The following is a 22,765-nucleotide window of genomic DNA, read 5'->3' as shown; positions in this document are numbered from 1 at the left end:
CTTAGCTTTGTACTAAAGGATAGTTGTTTTTTATCCAGCCTTGTATTCCATCAGATATTGAAATTACGTTTTTATATCCCATATTTTGTAGACTAGATGTTGCTAAAGCAGAGCGATAGCCACTACCACAATATAAATATAGTGTTTGATCTTTATTTGGAACAAGGTTTTCTATTTTCACTTCTAATTGGCCTTTGCTAAGATGAGTTGCTCCTTGGATATGAAATCTTGCAAATTCAGAGTCTTCACGAGTATCAATTATTATGCCATCTAATTGGTTGCTTTGAATTTTGCTGTAAAGTTCAGAAGAAGAACATTCTTTTATTTTAGATTTAGCATCATTAACAAGCTTTATAAATTCCTTTGGAATACTATCTTGAGGTTGTTGAATTGGATAGTTTTTTGAGTTCCAGCCTCTCCATCCTCCATCTACAGAGATTACATTCTTATATCCCATTTGTCTTAAACTATCTGCTACTAAAGCTGAACGAAATCCGCCTCCACAATAAAAATACATTTTTTGATTTTTGTTTGGAATAGTATTTTCTATTACTGATTCAATGATTCCTTTACTAATATGTATAGCATTAGGAATATAACCTTTAGCAAACTCAGATTCTTCTCTAGTATCTATTAGAAGACCATCCAAAGTTCCATTTTGATTCATATTATATATATCATCTACATTGCATTCTTCTATTCTAGATTTTGCATCATTGACTATTTTTAAAAAACCTTCTGAGTGTTGCATATTTTTATATCCTTTAATTGTATAAATACAAGTTTATTTTAGCTTGTTATATATAAAAATTCGAGATTAAAAATATAGCGAATAGTTTATCTATTGCATTATTATGAGTTGAATGATTGATGTAATAGATATCAAAAGAATATAAGAATTAATTATTAGAGAATTTATCTTGAGAATATTTTGCTAGCTTATCAGAATTTAAGCCAGTGTTTTCAGTACTATTATATGGAGGTTGGTTTATTGCCCAGAACATGCTTCCGCCATAACCATTGTTAGCTACATAGTCAATTGCTTGTTTATCAACAGTCATACCTTCCCACTGTCCACCAGCAGCTTGTCCACCTGGTTCAAAACCTAGAACAACTTTACTGCTATCAACGTGAGCGCCAAAAGTACTTAATACATTTTTGTAAATATTCATATTCCAAGTTTGACCATTTGGCATATATTCAGGTCCAACGTCATAAGCCATTATATTTACGAAATCAACAACATTGTTTAAAGAACTACCATGAGCTTTTAACCAGTTGTCTATTGCTAAGCCTTCGCCATCAGAATTAAATCCTGGGAAGCCATATTGTTTACTATCAGCCATAAAAGCATTAAAGCGAGTAGTATAACCAATTTGTTTATCTTGTAAACCAGCTTTATCTAGAGCTTGACGAAGTTTTAATAAAACCTCTGCTAAAGCAGCAGTTTGTTGTTGAGCATTTGGGTTTTTGCTACCATCAGCTAGTTGATGTAAGTGTTCCCAGTCAAAGTCAACACCATCACCAGAAACTTTAAGTAAATCTACAATCATGCTTACAAGCTTGTCAACTTGGTTTGTAGAAATAGTTTGCTGTAGATCTGACCATCCGCCAATAGCCCAGATGAATTTACCGTTATTATCATGAGTAGCTTTAATTAAAGCATCGACTCTAACTCTCATCCAATTATCAGTACGTTCCCAGTTAGCAGTTCCTTCAGGGTATTGTTTCATAAATTTAATAACATCGCCTGCTGTCATAGATTCATAAATAGCACTTCCATCCCAAGTAGTATTTGATGGGTTGTCTGGATTAGGATTTTTAGCTAAAGTTAAGAATGAGTAAACAACGTGTGTATATGGAGCAACATCAGTACTATAATGAGCTGGATTACCCATATCAGTTGATTGAGGTTGTTGAGCAGGTTTCCAGTTTTCCCAGTAACCAGTAATGAATTCATCTTGAGTAGATTTTTGTTGTTCAGTGAAAGTTATAGTAATATTTTGTGCATTTTGGTTAGCTGTGAAATTTGCTGGAGAAACAGCTACTTTATAACCATCAAATGAAGATGCTGTGATAGCCCAATTTTCACCATCTTTAGGAACATCTATAGAGGATAAGCCATCAGCATTTAGTTCTGATGTAATGGTTTTACCACTATCACTTCTTAATGTTAAAGTAGAGCTTTTTCCACTAGGAATACCTTTAACTTCGACACTTACTTTCTCAGTAGGCATGGCTTCTTTGGTATATTCTACTTTAGCTTCAGTTGTTTCAGTATTCTTAACAACTACAGAAACTGGTTTAGCAGTATAGTTAAAACCATTTTCAGCATATCCATCAACAGTTAACTGATATTGTCTACCATTTGCATTAGTAGGAATGTCAGCTAAGTTTATAGGAGAAGTAAAGTTTAAATTTCCTTGTTTAATAATGTTTCCTTGCTCATCAGTTAGATTAAAGCTAGGAGTTTTAGTGGTAGAATCTGGAGTGGATGCTACTATAGTTATGTTTCCTTTATAATCTACTTGAGGAGCAGTGTATTGAATGTTAACTTCTTGAGTTTGTCCACCAGTAGTAGTAAAGTTAGATGGAGTAGCACTACCTGTAGCATTATCAAGTGCTGGTACGCTAATTGTATAGCCCACGTTACCTTCAGCTTCAAAGCTTTGAGAAGAGCCCCAAGCAGTATCTTTCATTTCCGCAACTTTAACACCATCTTTGTAAATAATTACATTAGCTTTGCTAGTGCCGATGAATTGAGGTTTTTGAGGAAGGTTTATTTTTATAGTAGCTTTAGAAGCTTCTTGACCACCATCTTGGCTATTGATAGAGAATCCACTAATAGCAAAATTATTTGTATTTGGTGAGAATGATAAAGTATAGTATTGGCCTGCTTGTGCAACGTAAGCTTCATCAGGCCACCATTTTTTAACTGTTACAGAGATAGTATCCCCATCTTGAGTGAATTGAGAATTACCAGGCAAGCCCCACATAGAACTTACCTTAATGCCATTTGATACTTTAAAAGAAATAGGGTTTTTAACAAGATCAGTATCCTCTGTACAATGGAAAGTTAAGCTACCTGTCCAACCTGCTGATGCATCATCTTGTACACAGTTAGCATTTGCAAATCCAGCAGTACCCATGCATAACATAGTGATAAAAGATATTTTTCTTAATTTTTTCATATTTTCTCCTATTTGGAATATAGAATTAAATCAATCTAATTTAAATACAGGCGCAATAATATAATTTTTTGCTACTTTAAATCAAGATTATTTACAGCAAATTTATTATATATTTTGCATTAATTTAAAATTAATTGTTATAGAAGATATGTAGGAGATGAAATATTATAATTTTTTATAAAGAACTACGACTTGCTTTTTTTCTATCACTCTCTGTAAGATGTTTTTTACGTAATCTAATATTTTTAGGAGTGATCTCTACTAATTCATCATCTTCAATAAACTCTAAAGCATATTCTAGAGTTAACTTGATTGGAGTTACTAGAGTTAGAGCTTCATCTTTACCAGATGCGCGCATATTTGTTAATTGTTTACCTTTAGTTATATTTACAGTTAGATCATTATCACGATTATGAATTCCAACGATCATACCTTCATAAACTTCTGTATTATGTGTTACAAACATCTTCCCACGTTCTTGTAAATTAAAAATAGAGAATGCTACGGCTTTACCATTATTTATAGAGACTAAGGTACCATTTTGACGAGTTTCAAGAGTTTGCTTTTTCATAGGTCCATAATGGTCAAAAACTTTATTCATAATACCAGAGCCAGATGTGATAGTTAAAAACTCTGTATAAAAACCAATTAGCCCTCGAGAAGGTATTATAAACTCAAGTTTTACGCGACCTTTGCCATCTGGTTCCATGTTTTTTAATTCACCTTGGCGAAGACCCATGCGTTCCATTACAGTGCCTTGGTACTCTTCATTTACATCAATGATTGCTTGCTCATAAGGCTCATGCATTTCTCCATCAACTTCTTTAAAAATAACATGAGGACGTGATACAGCTATTTCAAAACCTTCACGACGCATATTTTCTAGTAGGATAGAAAGGTGGAGTTCTCCACGACCAGATACTTTAAATTTATCAGGATCTTCAAGCTGCTCAACGTGTAACGCTACGTTTGTAAGTAATTCTTTGTCTAGACGATCTTTGATTTGGCGAGAGGTTACATATTTACCTTCTTTACCCGCAAAAGGAGAATTATTAACCTGAAAGGTCATACTAATAGTTGGTTCATCTACTGATAACTCTGGGAGAGCTTCGACTTTTTCTGGGCTACAAAGTGTATCAGAAATATTTAAACCTTCCATGCCTGTAATACAAACGATATCTCCAGCTTGTGCCTCTGGAACTTCAACACGGTCTAGTCCCATATACCCTAGTATTTGAAGGATTCTTCCATTACGAGTTTTACCTTCTTTATTTATAAGAGTAATAGGAGTATTAGTTTTAACTTTGCCACGTTGAATACGACCAATACCAATAGTTCCTAAGAAGCTTGAGTAATCTAGTGAAGATATTTGCATTTGGAACGGACCTTTTTCATCAACTTTAGGAGGCTCAACACGCTCAATAATTGTGTTGAAAAGGTCTGTCATATCTTCTTTTTTCTCATCAAGCTCATTAGTTGCCCAGCCATTAATAGCTGAAGCATAAATAATAGGAAAGTCTAGCTGCTCATCTGTAGCACCAAGTCTATCAAACAGGTCGAAAACTTGATCAACTACCCAGTCTGGTCTAGCGCCATCACGATCTATTTTATTTATAACAACAATTGGCTTTAATCCTTTTGCAAAAGCTTTTTCTGTTACGAACCTTGTTTGAGGCATCGGTCCATCAACAGCATCAACAAGTAAAAGAACAGAGTCTACCATTGAAAGTACACGCTCAACCTCACCACCAAAGTCAGCATGTCCTGGGGTGTCAACTATATTAATTCTATAGTCTTTCCATTTTAGAGCAGTATTTTTTGCTAATATTGTAATACCTCTTTCTTTTTCTATGTCATTAGAGTCCATTACTCTTTCAACATCAGGGCCTCTATTTTTTAAAGTTCCTGACTGTTGTAAAAGTTTATCAACAAGTGTTGTTTTACCATGGTCGACATGGGCTATAATTGCAATATTCCTTAAATTATTGATCATTGTGAGTCCATTATTTTATAAATTCAGGACAATTATAGACTAAATATAAAAAAAATGTATCTAATTAAATTATTCAGGCAACTAGTAAAAAAACTTAATCTAGGTATTATTTCTAATAGTAATTCTATTAGTATAATTCAAAATTGTTAATTAAGTGCTATAAACAAATAATTGAAAAAGACTATGATATTTATATCATTGACTCCCATGTGAAGTATGATTTAGACCTTAGTTGTATTAATCAAAAAGAGTTATCTGAAATATATAAATATAAACAATATTATGATCGTTATAAAAGAATACTATCTAGATGTTTTCTTTATAAATTTTTGAAAAAAAATGGTTATGAAAAAAGATTTTTAAATTTTGATTATAATGATTTTAAGCGACCTTTTTTGCTAGACAATAAATTCAAATTTAGTTTTTCTTATAGTGATAAATATATTCTAGTAGCAATTTCTAACTCAGTTAAAGAATTAGGTGCAGATATAGAAAACACACAAAATAATATAGATATAAATCTTTTATATAGAGAAGTTATGTCTATTGAGGAAATTAAATATTTTGAATCATTAATAGGAAATGTTAACAAACAAAAGTTTTTTTATGATGTTTGGACTATTAAAGAGTCATATGTTAAAGCTTTAGGAGAGGGTTTATTTATTGATGTAAAGTCATTAGACATATTTGATCTGCAGAAGAAAGAATGTATAAAGAAATATGATTTAGATACAGATTATAAAATAGCTATTACAATTATACACGCTTAACAATTATAGTCGCTTCTTGACCAGGATAGTTAGGAGTTACATCAATAGGGTTTGCTAGTAGGTAATATCTAGTAATTGGATCATTAGTACATTGACCAGAAGTATCACAATAAGATACAAAATCATAATTATTAGGATCACGTAGGGAAATTGTTGCAGAGCCTATAAGTGGATCACTAACTAATAATTGAGTTACCTGTTTATTTGTTGAACTGTTTAATATTGGAATTGCTATTTTTCCTGTACCAAATGAAACATCACATGAAACAGCAACTTTATCACTGTTTAAGCTAAGTATTTTACAGCTGGTATCCAAATAGGCAGCACTACCAAAATATAAAGTGTCACTAAGTTCATCATCAAGTTGAGCTTCAAATACAACAGTAGCACTACTTAAAGCTGGAATTGTCATAAGTCCTAAAGCTAGTAAAGTTCTTTTGAAAATAGATTTTCTAAACACAACTAATCTCCTCTAATATTTAATACATTCTTATTATAGTGGTTTTTATCTTATAAAGAAGAGTGTTTAGTGCAAATTCTATTTATTGAGTTTTTTGTAAAATAGATGTAGGATTTAAGGTAATTAAGTTAGAGAGTTTTTATTGAAATGAGTAAAGGAAATATCCCAGAATGGTCAAAGCGTAGGGATAAAATAAAAAAAGAAAAAGACTTTATAAGAGTTAAAAATAGCTTTTTAGATAATCTAAATAGCTTTTTAGCAAAAACATTAGTATTTAATTTTCTTTATATTCTTTTGAGTATATATTTGTATGCAGCTTATGATATGCGTTTTTATTTAAATCATAGTACAAATACAAATTTCTTTTTATCAATTTTGTATATCCTAGCTATGGTAGTGTTATATTACATATGTTACTTGAGAGCAAAGAAGCTAGGTAGAAAGTCTATTTTTATTTTAGTCTTACTTTCTGATGTTATAAGTTTCATGCATGAGTTTAATTTATTTATATTTATTATAGAGTTATTACTAGGTCTTGCTGCACTTATCATAGCTAATATAAAGCTGAAAGATGAACCATCAGATGATCCAATTTTTAAGTAAGCTGTTTTTCATATCTTTTTATCATAGATAGATTTCCACTAACACCTCCACAATGAATATAAAAAACTGGTTTAGGTAGGTTGTGATAGTTTTCTAATAAGACTCTCCATGCAATAGGATCATAGAGAAGGTCAAATTCAATATTAGTTTGTTTTAGTAGGTTTTTATATATTTTATAGTTTTCAAAATCAAGATTGCCAAAATTAGATTTAAAAGGTTTTGATAATATTTTAGGGATGTTAATTTTGTTATCTACATTTAGTATTTGTTGTTTAAGATAGTCATCACATCCAACGCAGGAAACTGTATATACCTTATTTGGCAAATACTTTTCTAGAAAAAGAGCTGTAGTACCGGTTCCAGAGGCTATAACAACGCTATAGTTTGTTATGTTATTGCTTTGGCAGTACTGAGATATTTCATCAGCACAATCCTTTATTCCTTCTTCAGCTTCTTTTTGACGACCTCCTTGATCAAAAAAATAAAGGCTATTATCAAAGTTTTTATAGAGATGTTTTATAGAATGTAGACTTAACTCCTCTTGGGTTTCAAAAAGTTGCATGCCATTATCCAGAGCTAATTTTATATTTCCTAATTTTTGTTGTTTTAAAAATTTGGGTAAAGGTTTTATCCAATAATGAAACTCCCATTTTTTCAACTTAGCAAGTTGAGATAGAGCTAGCATAAAATTAGATTGATTTCCTCCAAAGGACACAATAGTTTTTATATGAGAAAAGTGATTTGGATTATTTAAAATAAATCCTAGCTTTCTTGCTTTATTTCCAGATAATATAGGGTGAGATAAATCGTCTCTCATAATAATAAATGGTTTATTATCGAAGATGACTTTTTGGAAAATTTGAGAAGACATTTTTGGAAAAGATAAACTATTCTTCTAGAAGTTCAAATTCCTCTTTACTAACACCACAATCTGGGCATTCCCAGTCTTCAGGGACATCTTCCCATTTAGTGCCTGGAGCGATATTATCTTCTGGCCAACCTTCAGCTTCATCATATATCAAGCCACACACTATACATATATATTTTCTATATTCCATAACTAATACTTTTAATTAAAATTTGGTCTAAAAATTAGGCTGTAATTGTAGCATTATAAAAGGCTATTATCTAGTCCTCATCAATAGAGGTTTTAATTTTAAGTTGATAGATAGTTAATACTAATAACATACAAAGAATAATAAATAATAATTGATAAAAAGAAACTATATTTACTAAGATGGTGCTATGGTAATAACTAATGATTAGAGCACCTCCACCAGCTATCATGTTTTTAAGGAAATTTGAAATTGAGTTTGCTGTTCCAAAGTTATGAGAAACTACATTCATTGAGAAAGAATATAATATCGTACATGTAAAAGAGACAGACAAACAAAGAATACACATAAAGATTGTATAGTTTAGAGCATTATCTAAGTTGAATTTAGAAATGATAAAAAGTCCTAAACAACAGATAATCAAAAGTGAAATACTAATATTTGTATATTTTAAACTATTTACATGACTTGAAAGACGCTTAATAAGTAAATTTGCCATAATTGATGCTATTACTGCCATTGCATAATAAATACAATATAAAACTGGTCCTGTATTATAGATTTTTAGATAAATAATAGAAGCTGAAGCTATGTACATAAATAAAACTGTCCATGCCATGCCAGATGCTATAGTAGCTAACATAAATCCTGGATTTTTAAGGTGACTAAAATAACTAGGGATAATCTCTTTAATACTCTTTTGTCTATTATCTTTGTTTAATGTTTCCTCTATCATTAAAGCAAATACTAATAGAATCACGCCGTATAAGGTTAGAAAGTGGAATGAGCTTTGCCATGTATTAGTAGTATATGTTAATACTGTGCCTATAATAGGAGCAACTATTGGAGCAACAAGCATTATTATTACTATAGTTGCAACCATGTTAGTGAGCTTATGACCTTTATAACAATCTCTAGCTATAGAAAATGCTATAACTCCACCCACAGAGTCAGATAAGCCTTGTATAAGCCTTAGTGACTCAAGCATTTTAAAGCTAGTGCTTAATGAGCAAAGAATAGTGCTAATAACATAAATAAAAGTACCAATTAAAATTATGTTTTTTCTACCATATTTATCAGAAACAGCTCCCCAGAAAAGCATACCAAATGAAAATCCAATAAAATATGTAGTGAATGTTGCTAAAACATCGGCATCTGTAACACCGAAGTTATCTGCTATAAGTGGGATAGCAGGAGCATAGGTATTAATTGCTAAAGGAGGTAAGGCTGCAAAGATAGCAAGAACGACAGGGAAGAGTTTAGAATTTCTAGTAATAGTAGGGATACGCATAGAAAGAATAAATATATTAGACCATGTGTTTTAATATATACTCTTTTAAAGATTTTCCAACTACTTTATAACGCCAGCCTTCTAATAGTTTGTTATTAGAAAATTCATTTTCCAATTTTAAGTTATATGCTAAAGACTTAATATTTTTTTTAGAGGCGATAAATGTTTTATTGATAGTATATTTGTCCACCTCTGATTCAAAGAAAGAGATGGTTTTTTCCAGAAAGTCTTCATCGAGTTTTATAGGATTTTTTTTAGATTTTATTAATACTGAAATATCTTCTTTAGTATTAAGAACTTCTATTACTTGTTTTTTTAAATTTGGTTTTAATCTTGATAAGGGGTGATCTTTAAAATCATCAAAACTTTTAGGATTAAGAGTAGCAATTGAGAATAAATCTTTGTTATCAAATAGGAACCTAATAGGAATGTCCTTTTGTTGAGCTGTTGCTTCACGCCAATTCGCAAGTAATATTATATTTCTTTGAGTTTTTGCTGAGTATTTTTGGATATTACCAGTTTTTAAATATGCATCATTTGGATTTGTAAATTCAGAGTTGTTACAAATAGTTTTCATTTCATCATAGAAATAATCTGCATATTGATTATTGTTTAACTGTTCTTCTAAATGATTTTTTAATAAATATAGATGTTTAACATCATTTATAGCATATTCAATTTGTTGTTCAGAAAGAGGTCTTTTTCGCCAATCAGAAAACTGCTCTTCTTTTTCGATAGAGATATTTAAGGCTTCTTCTAATAATATTTTTAGAGAAACTTGATTCTGATAACCTAGAAAATTTGCTGCAACTTGAGTGTCAAAAATGTTATTAACTTTACAATTCAAGAAATGTTTAATAATTGGAATATCATTTGCAGCGGAGTGCATAATTTTTTGGATATTTGTTTCTTCAAAAACATCTGTCAAAGCAGTAAAATTGATATCTTTATTTAAAGTATCTATTAGAAAAACATCATCATCGATAGATACTTGAATTAAACAAAGTATTGGGAAATACGTTCTTACCCAAAAAAATTCAGTATCTATAGTAATTTGATTGTGAGCTTTAATTCTTTCGATAAGCTGATCAAATTGATTTTGTTGTTTTATTATCATTAATTTTTAAAATGTATTGACTGCGAGTTATATGCTAACATTTTTATATATTTAGTAAATTAAAAAATCTGCTTTAACACTATGATTTCTAATAAACAGAGTGATTTTGATCTGAAAAGCTTTTTATCAGGCTTAACTACGCATTCTGGTGTGTATAGAATGATTGATGAAAATGGTGAGATCATATATGTTGGAAAAGCAAAAAATCTTAAAAATAGAGTTAATAGTTATTTTTCAAAAGGAGCTAAAGATTCAAAAACTTTGATGATGGTAAAACAGATATCAAGAATAGAAATAACAATTACGCCAAGTGATTATGAAGCCTATTTATTAGAAAATACATTAATAAAACAACATAGGCCTAAGTATAATATCTTATTTAAAGATGATAAAAGCTATCCGTATCTTGTAATATCAAAAGATAAATTTCCTAGAGTTTTTTTTCAAAGAGGTAAATCAGCCTATAAGAAAGGTGAATGTTTTGGCCCATATGTATCAATCTCATCAGTAAAGAATACTTTGAATATTATCCAAAAACTATTTCCTATTAGACAGTGTGAGAATACTTATTATAATTCTAGGATAAGACCATGCTTGCAATATCAAATAAAAAGATGTTTAGGTCCTTGTGTTGGTCTAGTTTCAAAAGAAGTTTATGATGAGCAGTTAGAGCTTTTGAGAAAATTCTTGTCTGGAAAGCTAACTAGTGTGTTAGATGATATTTCTGAAAATATGTATCAAGCCTCCGAAAATATGGAATATGAAAAAGCTCAAATATATAGAGATCAGCTTGTAACTTTAAGAAAGCTCCAAGAACAGCAGATTATAGATATAAAGTCAGATAAAACTTTTGATGTTATAGGAGTTTATCTTCAGGATGGATATGCGAGCATAGCACTATTACAGATTGTTAATGGAAATATAGCTGCGGATAAGCATTGGAGTATTGATGCTAAAGGACAAGATGAAACTAGTGTGATGCAGGCATTTTTATCACATTTTTATCTTGGTGATGAGATACGTAATATATGGCCTAAAAATATTATTTTATCTAAAATTGAATTCTCTGAAGTTCAAGACTTAATGACTTCAATTTCTCAAAAAATAGGGCATTCAATAAATTGGATATTAGCTCCTCAAGCAGATAATCTAAAATGGCTTAAATTAGCAGAGGTTAATGCTAAACAAAAGTTAAATACCTTTACAGCTTCGAAATCACAATATTCAAAACGGTTAGAATCATTGCAAGAGTTTCTTGAATTAGATAAATCTATAGAAAGAATTGAGTGTTTTGATATTAGTCATTTTCAGGGAGAGGCTACAGTAGCATCTTGTGTAGTTTATAATACAGAAGGTGAAGATAGAAAATCTCATAGAAGATATAATATTAAAGATGTGACACCGGGTGATGATTATGCTGCGATTCATCAGGCAGTAGAGCGTAGAGTTAGTTCAGGAATAGAAGCTGATAATTTACCAGATGTCATGATAATTGATGGCGGGAAAGGTCAAATTCGTCAAGCTGAGAAAGTGATTTTAGAATATAGTTTGCAGGATAAAGTGAAATTAGTTAGTCTTGGAAAGGGCGTAGAGCGTAAAAGTGGTAAAGAAAAAATCTATAAAGGTTATGATGAGGCAGAGTATACTTTAGATGAAAATAATCCAGGATTTTTGTTGTTAAGGCAGGTTAGAGATTCTGCTCATGATTTAGCTATAAAGTCACAAAGGAAAAAAGTTTCTTCTAATAGACAATCATCTATTCTCGAGCATATAGAAGGAGTTGGCCCTAAACGCAGAAAAGCTTTAATTATGCATTTTGGTGGGTGGCAGGAGTTAAGTAAAGCCTCTGTAGAAGAAATATCTAAAGTAAAAGGAATTAGTAAAAAACTCGCTCAAGAAATTTGGGAATGTTTTCATTAAAAAAGATTTGGGATTTGTAAATGATATTTGTAATTGGATTAATTTTATTAGCTATTATATTGTGTTTTTGGCTTTTTATTTTACTGAATAAAAAAACTAGGGAGCTAGAAACACTTAAAAATTCTAAACAAGTTGATATACATGCTTTACAGAGTGAGAAATCTACTTTGGATATTATGCTTTCAAATGAGAAGCAGAAGAATATTGAGCTAAAAGATAGTAATAGTCAAAGGCTAGAAGAATTAAGGCAAGAGTTGAAAATAGAGAAATCTAAAACCGATAACTATATAGAAGAAGTAAAAAATTATAAGTCCCAAATAGCAATGTTAGAAACACAGCTTAAAGAGCAAAATATTTCAATGCAAGAAAAGCTAGAGTTACTACAGAATGGTGAAGCTAAATTAAAATCAGAATTTGAAAATCTGGCTAATAAAATTTTTGAAGATAATTCAAAAAAACTAAATGAGCGTAATCAAGAAAGCTTAACTAATGTATTAAATCCTGTGCGAGAGCAGTTGAAAGATTTTAAGCAAAAGGTTGAAGATGTCTATGATAAAGAGTCTAGTGCAAGAGGTGCATTACAGAATGAGTTAAAAAACTTAAAAGAGCTTAATCAGAAGATGACAATAGAAGCGCATAATTTGACAAATGCTCTGAGAAGCAGTACAAAACAGCAGGGTGTCTGGGGCGAGATGGTGCTTGAAAATGTATTAGAAAAATCTGGGCTTAGAGAAGGTTTCGAATATTTTAGAGAAAAACATATCACAGATGATGAAGGTAAAGCTTTTAGACCTGATGTTGTGGTAAAACTACCTGATGATAGAGATATTGTAATCGATGCAAAGACTTCTCTGATTGCTTACAATGATTATATGGCTACAGATGATGAAGATCAGAGAAAAATATATCTTAAGAAACATATTGAATCAGTAAGATCTCATATTAAGGGATTAGCAAATAAAAATTATGAAAATCTTAAGGGCATAAATTCGCTAGATTTTATATTTATGTTTATACCAATAGAAGGAGCATTACTTTTAGCTTTAGATAATGATGTAAATCTTTTTGATGAAGCTTTTAAGCAAAAGATAATTATAGTAAGTCCTACAACACTTTTAGTTGCATTAAGAGCTGTTGAAAATACTTGGAGATATGAAAAGCAAGCTCAAAGTATAGCTGAAGTCTATGACAGAGCCACTAAACTATATGAGAAAGCAGCAAACCTTATAGAAACCTTTCAAAAAGTTGGTAAAAGTATTAGTAGAGCAAATGATGATTACGAGGCAGCTTTTAAGCAGTTGCAAGGTAATGGTGGTCTTATATCTCAAACAGAAAAGCTTAAAAAGGTTTCAAATATTAAACCAAAGAAAGAGATTGATAATAAATTAATAGATAATGAAGTTTTAGATTAAATATATAAATGGAGATAAACATGAAAGTAGTAGGAGTATCGACAGAGGTTTCTAATGATAGAGATGATTTATTAGAAAATGCTTGGGATTTGTTTTTTAAGAGTGAAGTTTTAGATTACCTAGATGGTAAAAACCTTTCAGCAGATATTATTTCTGTTTATTACAACTATCAAGGCGATCATACAAAGCCATATAGTTTGTTAATTGGTTATGAAGTAGATGAATCTTTTGAAACACCTACGGGATTTGAGGATGTCATAATAAATCTAAATCATGAGCAACATAGACTAGAAGGTGAAGATACTGAAGCTGTAATAGAGAAATGGCAGGAGATTTGGGATGATAATTCTAGAGAAAGAGCATATATTGCAGATTTTGATAGATTTAATCCAATAGAAGATTTTATTGAGATAAATGTAGAGTATAAAAACTAATCAATAATAGAAAGAGCTTTTAAAAAATCATCAATTGTACAGTGACTTTCTATAGGGTGGCGTAACTTCTTTAGCTTATTTATAGAATAATGATTCTTTCGACCAACCTTTGTAATATTTAAGTATTCAGTCTCTGTTAGATCGCTTACTATATTTAGCACTGCACGCTCTGTAATACCTATTTTTATGGCCATATCTCTAATAGTTATATTAGGATTGCTATTAATTAGAAATAATACGTGAGAATGATTTGTTAAAAATGTCCAGCTTTGTTTTTTATTAGACATATATTATTAGGACTTTAATAATTTTGAGTAATTATACTGGAACAAAAGGTAAAGATGAATGGTGTAAAACAATTTGTAAGTCTCCTTCGCTATTACGCTTAAATCCCATTGTGTAATTTGCTACTACTTTTTCACCATTTGATTTAGTTAAATGCTTATTGCCCATAACTATGCCAATGTTTTCATCTAAAATATAACCAGTGTTTTCAAACTCTAGCTCTATCCAGTCGTTTAGGGCAAAACCATTATCTTCTGGGAAGTTAAGATTATTTCCAATAAAGTATGATACTGCACCATCTAGAGTGTCTCTAAACATTTTTTTAGAAGCTAGAGTAGGTTTAAATAGAACTTCATGGTTATCATAAGCGTACATATCATTGATAAAAGCTTTAGCCATCGCTTCATAAGCTTTTCCTTCCTTATTTAGCTTAGCTATTTCTAATAGACCTTCTTTCCATTGGTTAAGTGCATTATCTATATCATTTCTTGTCATAATCACCCTCTTTATGAAATTTAATTTATGTATTATATTTCATGTATTATAGTTCATAATTATATTTTGTAAATAGTTTTAAAGCAAAAAAATTTAAGTCATTTAATTTTCTAACGTGAGTTAGAGCTATGCTCTAAAGTAGAATATTCATTTTCTAATATGTAAAATGTGTCAGAGAAATTAATTAATACATATATAAAAGAATTAATAACGGGAAATATAATGAAAAAAATAAGTTTAATTTTATTGGCCATATTGCCTTTCTCTTTAGCAGTATCAGATCCTAGATCTGGCTCATACCCTAAAGAGTATGTTTATAATCCCCAAAAATATAATGATTGTTTAGCTAATGATACAACTAATGGTGCGTTTATAAGATGTCTACCAAGTGATCAGCCAAAAAATTGTTCTGACAATGTATGGAAAGAGCTTCAAACTATGAAAATGCCTTTATGCTTAATTAATAACGGCGAAGGAATGAAGAAATAAATGTATATTTTAAAAATATAATTACATTATAAATAATAAAGGATTTGAGATGGCAAGAAATTTGCAAGACTTATTAGATGAATATGCATCTAGTCATCAGAATAAAACTAATCAATTTATACATAGTATTTGTGTACCAGCTATTTTATTTTCTATCTTAGGAATATTGTGGTCAATATCTCCATGGGTGGCATTAGTAGCAATTGTTTTATCATTACTTTTTTATGCTACATTATCTGTCAAATATACAATAGCTATGATTATTGTAAGTATAATCATGCTGGCAGTTATTAGTGTGATCCCACATATTTTCTTTGTGTCTATATTAGTGTTTGTAGTAAGTTGGATATTTCAATTTTATGGACACTATTTAGAGGGTAAAAACCCATCTTTTTTAGAAGATATTCAATTCTTACTTATAGGTCCTCTTTGGGTCTTAAAAAAACATATTTTTATTGATAAGTAGCTCTTATTTTTAATTACTTAAATTGATGTTATTTCATAATTAAAGTATTATTTATACTTGAACTAAGTTTTTATAAAAAGTCATAAATATGCATAATGAGCCACTCATTCCTGTTTTTGTGTTTATTATGTTGGGTATTTTATTCACTGCCGTTATTCTTAAAAAATTTAAACAACCTTATGTTGTTGCTTACCTTTTAACTGGGATATTGCTTGGACCATATGGCATGAATATAATTCAGAGTCATGAAGCTTTGGCTAGAGTGGGGGAGATAGGTGTTATCCTACTACTATTTTTTGCAGGTATGGAAGTTTCTCCAAGGAGGTTTGCACAGAACTGGATTGTGCCAACCTTTGGTACTCTTCTTCAGATTATGGTCACAGTTTCCATTACGTTTATTATTGGTTGGGCATTAGAATGGTCTATGGCAAAAGTAGTACTATTTGGATCTGCTATTAGTTTAAGTAGTACGGCTGTTGTACTTAAGCTTATACAGGACTCTGGAGAAACTAAGACAAGGCTAGGGCAAAATATTTTAGGAGTTTTGCTTGTACAAGACTTAGCAGTAGTCCCTATGTTAATTGTTATTGGTTTATTAGGTGGTGAGATGCCATCAACTACTCAAATAGTTATACAAATTATTGGTGGTATTTTAGTATTAGCCTTAGCTGCTTGGATGGCAATAAAAGATACTATAAGAATTCCATTTGTTTCCATCTTTGCTAAAGACCAAGAGATGAGAGTTTTTTTAGCATTGTTAATATGCTTTGGTATGGCAACAATAACAGGTAGTTTAGGATTATCTTCTGCATTAGGAGCCTTTGTTGGAGGAATGGTCGTAGCAACAGCAAAGGAAACAGAATGGGTTGGCCATAGTTTATTAACTGTAAAGACTATTTTTATGGCGTTGTTTTTTATTTCTATAGGAATGCTTATTGATTTAAGACTTTTATGGCAACATTTGCTCTTATTTTTCATATTATTAATGGCTGTATATATTATCAATACAACTATAAATGCATTAATATTTAAAGCGTTGCGACAAAGGTGGTGTGAAGCTTTATGTGGAGGCGCTATGCTTTCACAAATAGGAGAGTTCAGCTTTGTATTGGTTTCTATGGGATCACTTTTGAACATAATTCCTCCTATTACATATCAATTATGTATAACCCTTATTTCTTTATCATTATTATTTAGTCCTCTTTGGATTAGCATGATTAACTGGATTGTAGCTAGATATTTTAATAAAGAGACTACTAATTAAATAAGTTTGAAGGAGAGATAAATGAAGAAAAAAACTTTAATGTTAACAACAGCATTGCTACCTGCATTAGGAGTTTCAGCTACTATGGTTGGTACTGATCCGAGTACATATACTCCTAAGTATTTATCTGTACCAAAATTTAAAGAGTGTTTATCACAAACAACTTTAGAAAGTGCGACATATTGGTGTCTACCAAAAGATAAGCTAACAGCTTGTCCAGATGATTCATGGAAAGAATTACAGCAAATGAACTTGCTTCCTTGTCAAGAAGATAGTTCTCAAAATCAAAATGATCAAGCTCAAGATAACTAATTATATAGTAATTGATTATGCTATATTATCTTTAGGCTATTTATAAAGGAAAATTTATTATGTCATACTCAAAATTTCAGATATCTGAAGATTTCGCTAAACATGCTCATGTAGACTCAGATACTTATGATCTTCTCTATAAAGAATCTTTGGAGCATCCAGAGAGTTTCTGGACAAAGCAAGCAAATAGAGTGCATTGGCATAAAAACTTTGAAAAAGCTTATGCGGCTAGCTTTGAACCTCTTGATATTAAGTGGTTTGATAAAGGAGAGCTGAATGTTTGCTATAACTGTGTTGATAGACATCTTAAAGATAGAGCTGATCAAACAGCGATAATATGGCAGGGTGATGATATAAATGAATCCAAAAAAATAACATATAAAGAGCTTTATAACAAAGTTTGTCAAATGGCTAATATTCTAGAAAGCTATAATGTAAAAAAAGGCGATGTAGTAACTATATATATGCCAATGATTCCAGAAGCTGTATATGCAATGCTAGCTTGTGCAAGAATAGGAGCTATTCACTCAGTGGTATTCGGAGGATTTTCGTCAGAGTCATTAAAGCACCGTATAGAAGATGCTAAAAGTAAATTTGTTATTACTGCAGATGAAGGGCTTAGAGGTGGTAAAAAAATCCCTTTAAAGGCGAATGTAGATAAAGCTATATCAAAATTAGATTTTGTTAAAAACGTTTTAGTTGTTAGAAGAACAAATTCGAATGTCAAATGGGATGACAAAATAGATTTATGTTATACAGAAGAGTCTAAAAAAGTTAAAGATACTCATGAGCTAGTTGCTTTTGATTCAGAACATCCTTTATTTATTTTATATACATCTGGATCAACTGGTACTCCAAAAGGTCTTTTACATACGTCTGCTGGTTATTTAGTTTACGCAGCTCTTACACATAAGCTGGTTTTTGACTATAAAGATCAAGAGGTGTATTGGTGTACGGCTGATGTTGGTTGGATTACTGGTCACTCATATTTAGTCTATGGACCATTGGCTAATGGAGCAATAACATTAGTTTTTGAAGGAGTGCCAACATATCCGGATGCATCTAGAATTTGGCAAGAAGTTGATAAGCATAATGTAAATATCTTATATACAGCACCAACTTTAATTAGATCTTTATTAAAAGTAGGAAATGAATATTTAAATAATACTAATAGAGATTCGCTTAGAGTTCTTGGTTCAGTTGGCGAACCTATCAACCCTGAAGCATGGGAGTGGTTTGTTGAAGATGCTGGAAACTCTAAAGCACCTTTAGTTGATACTTGGTGGCAGACAGAAACAGGAGGAATCATGATTACTCCTTTACCTGGAGCCCATAGGTTAAAACCTGGTTCAGCAACTAAGCCATTTTTTGGTGTTGATCCAGTGCTTTTAGATTCTGACCATAATGAAATTATTGGAGAAGGTAAGGGTGCTTTATGCATTAGAAAGCCTACCCCTGGAATAGCTAGAAGTATCTATGGTGACCATGATAGATATATTCAAGTATATTTCAGTCCATATAAAGGTTACTACTTTTCAGGAGACGCTGCTAGAAGAGATAAAGATGGTTATATCTGGATAGAAGGGCGTATGGATGATGTCATTAACGTTTCTGGACATAGATTAGCTACAGCAGAAATAGAGGCTGTTTTAGATAGTCATCCAGAGGTTGCAGAGACTGCTGTTGTTGGTTTCCCTCATGACATAAAAGGTGAAGCAATATATGTTTATTGTATTTTAAAAGATAATACACCTTTAACAGAAGAGGAATTTAGTAATATTAGAAAAGCATTGATTCAGCATGTACGTCAAGAAATTGGTGCTATAGCATCTCCAGCAGTTATTCAGTTTACTCCTGAGTTACCTAAGACAAGATCAGGGAAAATTATGAGAAGAATCCTTAGAAAAATAGCAGCTAATGATTATGATAATTTGGGAGATGTTTCTACATTATTAAATCCTGAAATAGTTGACCACCTTATTAAAAATAAAAAGGTTTAATAGTATGGTTTCGAGTGATTTTAAGTATTATGTAAAGATTTTCTTAGCTATAACTTTTTGGGCTAGCTTATACCATATAGCACCAATTCCATTAAGTTATGTTGATTTATATATGGTTGCTTTTATTAGATATATTTTTGCAGCTGTAATATTGATAGTTATGCATTATTTTTATACAAAAACATTTTTTCCAATGCTAACTAGCAGACAGTGGCTTTATGTTTTTGGAGTTGGTTTTTTTGGAATATTTATGTATAACATAGTCTTCCTATGGGCAGAGGAAATTATTTCTGGAAATATTATTTCTATAATATATGCATTCTCTCCTTGTCTTATAACCGTTATGTCTAGTTATATGTTTAAAAATAAAATTAGTCAACAAGCTAAACTTGGTATTTTAGTAGCATTAGTAGGAGCTATTGGTGTAGTTCTTTTTGCTCCAAAAAATCCTGACTCATGTCCAGTTAATGTTACGGTTGGTTTAGGAGAAATATTAAGTGTATTAGCAGTTATATTTTTCTCAATATATGCAGTACTTGGTAAATGTGCTGCACATGATGGTGTCAAAATGATAACTGTAAATATGTATGCAGCTGTTATAGGAGCTATTATGTTTGGTATAGTAACTATATTTAAATCTGATTATAGTAAACTTGCTGATACGGATTATATATTTTGGGGGAGTATGCTATATATAGCTATATTTGCAACTGTTGTAGCTTATGTTTGGTATCTTCAGTCTATTGAGCACCTAGGTGTTTATAAAACAGCAATTTTCCAAAATACACTACCTTTCCAAACAATTATAATAGGATTTATTCTTTATGCCCAAACTGTATCTCCAATGGTATTTCTATTAGGAGGTGTGGTGTTCTTAGGGGTATATATTACAAACGTAGCTGTTAATAAAGGTTAGCTTTTAATAAATGAGTAATATCAAGCCTTGGGAAAATAAAAATATTCTATCAGCGAACCATGCTAAAGAAATTATTAATAATAATTTTCCAAAAATTTGTATTAAAAGCATTAAGTTATTAGGAGAAGGTTGGGATAATACTACATGGATTATTAATGATAATTTATGTTTTAGATTTCCAAAGCATGAAGAAGCCGCGAAATTATTAACTAATGAAATTAAAGTTCTATCACAACTTATAAAAACTAATATTTCCCTGCCAATTCCTAAAAATGTTTGTTTAGCTCCAAAATCATTTAATTATCCTTTTTATTACCATGATTATATTAATGGAGTAACTTCTGACAGAGCAAATTTAACTAGTAATGAAAGGATGCTTTTAGTAGTTAAGCTAGCGTCTTTTTTAAAAGAGTTGCATAGTTTTCCTTTAGATAAGTGTATCTCTTTGGGGATTGAATATGATCAGATTAATAGGTTGAATTTCAAAGATCGATATTTAGAGTTTAAAGAGCGTTTAGAATATTTGATAAATAGAAATGTATTATCAAATGATTTAAATATCAAAAAGTTTTATGAAAGTAATATGGATATAAGTATTCCTGATTTTGCAACTTTATGCCATGGTGATTTATATGCTAAACATTTAATTATAGATAGTAATAAAGATTTGCATGGCATTATAGATTGGGGCGATTCAGGATTATTACATCCAGCAATAGATCTTGCTATTGTATATCAATTTTTACCTAAAAAAGCCCATTCTTTATTCTGGAGTGTTTATGGAGATGTAGAGAATCATACTCATACAATAGCTATACTTAGAGCAATATATAGCTCAACTACAATAGCTTGGTATGCTCATCAGATAAGTGATAAGTATTTATTTGATGAGGGAATTTTAGGTTTACAAATGATAAACGAGATCATAAGTTAGATATTAATTACTCGGTCTCTTCAGCATTTATTATACTGTTAACTCTTCTTATTTCAGCTTGGTGATTTGGTATTATTATTGCAACAACTAAACCTATAAGGCTCGTCACTATCATTAAAGTACATAAGCCAATTGTAGAAGTAGTCACTCCCATAATATATGTGGCTAGCATAGGTGCAAAGCCGGATATGGCAGCCCCAAAACCAAAACCTATAGAACATCCTATTGCTCTAACCTGAGGAGGAAATATCTCTGTATAATAAGGTGTTGAAGCACCTTGAGTGACAGCTGTAGCTATTGCTATTAAAAGTACACCCAATGTGATAAGAGTTAAGTTATCAGTTTGTAATAATAGAACTAAAGGAATTATTGATAAGCTCATCACTATATAGGCTATTATATGAAATCTTTTCCTGCCAATGATATCAGATAGAAACCCAAAAATTGGTGTTGTAATACATAAGCCAACTAAACTTATTGTACTAACCCCTAATGCTGAACTTAAAGATAAACCAAGTTCAAGCTCCATATATGTTACAAGATAAGTTACTACTAGATAATATAGTGTACTTGCACTAACTGAAAGGATTAAAATTAATGTTAAATGCCAACGATAGTAACTAAATAAAATTTGTGTAGGAGTTTTTTCTCTAGGAGCAGTATTCACTTCTCCTTTATCATCTTCACGAAGAAATATGTGTATTAGGAGTAATATAAAGCCAAATACAAAAGGTATACGCCATGCCCATTCTTGAGCATCTTTTGGTAGAAAGCTAAATACACAATAGCTTACGCCAGCAGCGATTAAGAAACCAATAACTGATGTTGAGTAAGCAATAGCTAAGCTAAATCCTCTATATTTTAAGGTTTCATCTTCAGCTGTTATAGTCATTAAGTTACCAAATTGACCACCAGCAGACACACCTTGTAGTAATCTTATGCAAACTAATAATATTGGAGCTAATACTCCTATATAGTCCCATGTGGGCAAAAATGCCATGGCGACAGTACTAATTGCCATAAGGGTTATAGATATGTTCATTGCATAATGTCTGCCAACTTTATCTCCTAAGTAGCCGAATAAAAAAGAGCCAAATGGCCTAGCTATAAAACCTACACCAAAGGCTGCAAAAGCAGCGAGTAAAGATATCCATGGGTCATGGGAGGGGAAAAACTGAGCAGCTATAATAGTTGCAAAGTAACCATATAGTGAAAAGTCATACCATTCAATTATGTTTCCAAAAGAGTTTTTTATAGTTCTAAAGATCCATTTGAATATTAATAAAATTGTACTTCTCCATTTTTAAATTCTCATCTCTAATTAGATATACTACGCCACTAAACTTTTTTATAAAGGG

Annotated in this window: 23 protein-coding genes; 12 read left to right on the top strand and 11 right to left on the bottom strand. The window is 31.0% G+C overall.

The annotated features are described in order from the left end of the window. Position 1: 1 nt before the first annotated feature. From DNK87_RS02700 to typA, 3 genes are all read right to left on the bottom strand, one after another. Positions 2-751 carry a rhodanese-like domain-containing protein gene (locus DNK87_RS02700; protein WP_119330326.1) on the bottom strand — a complete coding sequence of 250 codons (750 nt, stop codon included), beginning with the start codon at positions 749-751 and terminating at the stop codon, positions 2-4. A gap of 148 nt (positions 752-899) precedes the next feature. Then, positions 900-3,191: a glycosyl hydrolase family 18 protein gene (locus tag DNK87_RS02695; protein WP_119330327.1), complete on the bottom strand. Its 2,292-nt coding sequence runs from the start codon at positions 3,189-3,191 to the stop codon at positions 900-902. Positions 3,192-3,366: 175 nt separating this feature from the next. After that, a complete protein-coding gene (gene typA / locus DNK87_RS02690; RefSeq protein WP_119330328.1) occupies positions 3,367-5,184 on the bottom strand; it encodes a translational GTPase TypA in 1,818 nt (605 codons plus the stop codon). Positions 5,185-5,393: 209 nt separating this feature from the next. Between typA and DNK87_RS02685 the strand changes: the two genes are divergently transcribed. Next, positions 5,394-5,954, top strand: a complete 561-nt coding sequence (locus DNK87_RS02685; protein ID WP_159240193.1) for a 4'-phosphopantetheinyl transferase family protein — start codon at positions 5,394-5,396, stop codon at positions 5,952-5,954. On the opposite strand, the gene DNK87_RS02680 is transcribed toward DNK87_RS02685, so the two are convergent. Next, the gene (locus DNK87_RS02680; protein WP_119330330.1) at positions 5,941-6,414 is read right to left on the bottom strand and encodes a hypothetical protein; all 474 of its coding nucleotides are present in this window, start codon (positions 6,412-6,414) and stop codon (positions 5,941-5,943) included. The genes DNK87_RS02685 and DNK87_RS02680 overlap by 14 nt on opposite strands. Before the next feature lie 147 nt (positions 6,415-6,561). Here DNK87_RS02680 and DNK87_RS02675 point away from each other — a divergent pair, with 147 nt between their 5' ends. Then, positions 6,562-7,017 carry a hypothetical protein gene (locus DNK87_RS02675; RefSeq protein ID WP_119330331.1) on the top strand — a complete coding sequence of 152 codons (456 nt, stop codon included), beginning with the start codon at positions 6,562-6,564 and terminating at the stop codon, positions 7,015-7,017. On the opposite strand, the gene DNK87_RS02670 is transcribed toward DNK87_RS02675, so the two are convergent. The 4 genes from DNK87_RS02670 to DNK87_RS02655 form a co-directional block, all read right to left on the bottom strand. Beyond that, on the bottom strand, positions 7,010-7,888 hold the full coding sequence (locus DNK87_RS02670; protein ID WP_119330332.1) for a 1-aminocyclopropane-1-carboxylate deaminase: 879 nt from the start codon (positions 7,886-7,888) through the stop codon (positions 7,010-7,012). The genes DNK87_RS02675 and DNK87_RS02670 overlap by 8 nt on opposite strands. 16 nt (positions 7,889-7,904) lie before the next feature. Beyond that, complete coding sequence (locus tag DNK87_RS02665) at positions 7,905-8,075, bottom strand: rubredoxin (protein WP_119330333.1); 171 nt, start codon at positions 8,073-8,075, stop codon at positions 7,905-7,907. A gap of 70 nt (positions 8,076-8,145) precedes the next feature. Then, positions 8,146-9,357, bottom strand: coding sequence for a Bcr/CflA family efflux MFS transporter (locus DNK87_RS02660; RefSeq protein WP_119330831.1), 1,212 nt, complete (start codon positions 9,355-9,357; stop codon positions 8,146-8,148). Positions 9,358-9,379: 22 nt separating this feature from the next. After that, positions 9,380-10,480, bottom strand: coding sequence for a ribonuclease D (locus DNK87_RS02655; RefSeq protein WP_119330334.1), 1,101 nt, complete (start codon positions 10,478-10,480; stop codon positions 9,380-9,382). 81 nt (positions 10,481-10,561) lie between these two features. On the opposite strand from DNK87_RS02655, the gene uvrC reads away from it, so the two are divergent. Genes uvrC through DNK87_RS02640 form a run of 3 tightly spaced genes read left to right on the top strand, consistent with a single transcriptional unit; the run spans position 10,562 to position 14,246 of the window. Next, complete coding sequence (gene uvrC / locus DNK87_RS02650) at positions 10,562-12,400, top strand: excinuclease ABC subunit UvrC (protein ID WP_119330335.1); 1,839 nt, start codon at positions 10,562-10,564, stop codon at positions 12,398-12,400. Positions 12,401-12,420: 20 nt separating this feature from the next. After that, positions 12,421-13,812: a DNA recombination protein RmuC gene (locus tag DNK87_RS02645; protein ID WP_119330336.1), complete on the top strand. Its 1,392-nt coding sequence runs from the start codon at positions 12,421-12,423 to the stop codon at positions 13,810-13,812. 20 nt (positions 13,813-13,832) lie between these two features. Beyond that, positions 13,833-14,246 (top strand): GyrI-like domain-containing protein, encoded by a 414-nt coding sequence (locus DNK87_RS02640; protein ID WP_071663974.1) that lies wholly within the window; start codon positions 13,833-13,835, stop codon positions 14,244-14,246. On the opposite strand, the gene DNK87_RS02635 is transcribed toward DNK87_RS02640, so the two are convergent. Both DNK87_RS02635 and DNK87_RS02630 read right to left on the bottom strand, forming a co-directional pair. Then, on the bottom strand, positions 14,243-14,533 hold the full coding sequence (locus DNK87_RS02635) for a winged helix-turn-helix transcriptional regulator (RefSeq protein ID WP_119330337.1): 291 nt from the start codon (positions 14,531-14,533) through the stop codon (positions 14,243-14,245). The two genes, DNK87_RS02640 and DNK87_RS02635, sit on opposite strands and share 4 nt — an antisense overlap. 31 nt (positions 14,534-14,564) lie before the next feature. Then, a complete protein-coding gene (locus tag DNK87_RS02630) occupies positions 14,565-15,026 on the bottom strand; it encodes a phosphoribosyl-AMP cyclohydrolase (protein ID WP_119330338.1) in 462 nt (153 codons plus the stop codon). Positions 15,027-15,248: 222 nt separating this feature from the next. Here DNK87_RS02630 and DNK87_RS02625 point away from each other — a divergent pair, with 222 nt between their 5' ends. From DNK87_RS02625 to DNK87_RS02595, 7 genes are all read left to right on the top strand, one after another. Continuing rightward, positions 15,249-15,515, top strand: a complete 267-nt coding sequence (locus DNK87_RS02625; RefSeq protein ID WP_154401838.1) for a hypothetical protein — start codon at positions 15,249-15,251, stop codon at positions 15,513-15,515. A gap of 49 nt (positions 15,516-15,564) precedes the next feature. Continuing rightward, complete coding sequence (locus DNK87_RS02620) at positions 15,565-15,981, top strand: Mpo1 family 2-hydroxy fatty acid dioxygenase (protein WP_119330340.1); 417 nt, start codon at positions 15,565-15,567, stop codon at positions 15,979-15,981. Positions 15,982-16,069: 88 nt separating this feature from the next. Next, positions 16,070-17,245, top strand: a complete 1,176-nt coding sequence (locus DNK87_RS02615) for a cation:proton antiporter (RefSeq protein WP_119330341.1) — start codon at positions 16,070-16,072, stop codon at positions 17,243-17,245. 21 nt (positions 17,246-17,266) lie between these two features. After that, a complete protein-coding gene (locus DNK87_RS02610) occupies positions 17,267-17,557 on the top strand; it encodes a hypothetical protein (protein ID WP_119330342.1) in 291 nt (96 codons plus the stop codon). Positions 17,558-17,616: 59 nt separating this feature from the next. Continuing rightward, a complete protein-coding gene (gene acs / locus DNK87_RS02605; RefSeq protein ID WP_119330343.1) occupies positions 17,617-19,557 on the top strand; it encodes an acetate--CoA ligase in 1,941 nt (646 codons plus the stop codon). Positions 19,558-19,561: 4 nt separating this feature from the next. Next, positions 19,562-20,473, top strand: a complete 912-nt coding sequence (locus DNK87_RS02600) for a DMT family transporter (protein ID WP_119330344.1) — start codon at positions 19,562-19,564, stop codon at positions 20,471-20,473. A 10-nt stretch (positions 20,474-20,483) separates the two neighbouring features. Beyond that, positions 20,484-21,407 carry an aminoglycoside phosphotransferase family protein gene (locus DNK87_RS02595; RefSeq protein ID WP_119330345.1) on the top strand — a complete coding sequence of 308 codons (924 nt, stop codon included), beginning with the start codon at positions 20,484-20,486 and terminating at the stop codon, positions 21,405-21,407. A gap of 7 nt (positions 21,408-21,414) precedes the next feature. Here the strand turns inward: DNK87_RS02595 and DNK87_RS02590 are convergent, their stop codons facing one another. Next, positions 21,415-22,641, bottom strand: a complete 1,227-nt coding sequence (locus DNK87_RS02590) for an MFS transporter (protein WP_280177127.1) — start codon at positions 22,639-22,641, stop codon at positions 21,415-21,417. Positions 22,642-22,765: the final 124 nt, after the last annotated feature.

This window comes from Pseudofrancisella aestuarii, assembly GCF_003574475.2.
GTDB lineage: Bacteria > Pseudomonadota > Gammaproteobacteria > Francisellales > Francisellaceae > Francisella > Francisella aestuarii.
The sequence above is the reverse complement of the archived record's forward strand: the minus strand, read 5'-3'. Positions and strand labels throughout refer to the sequence as shown.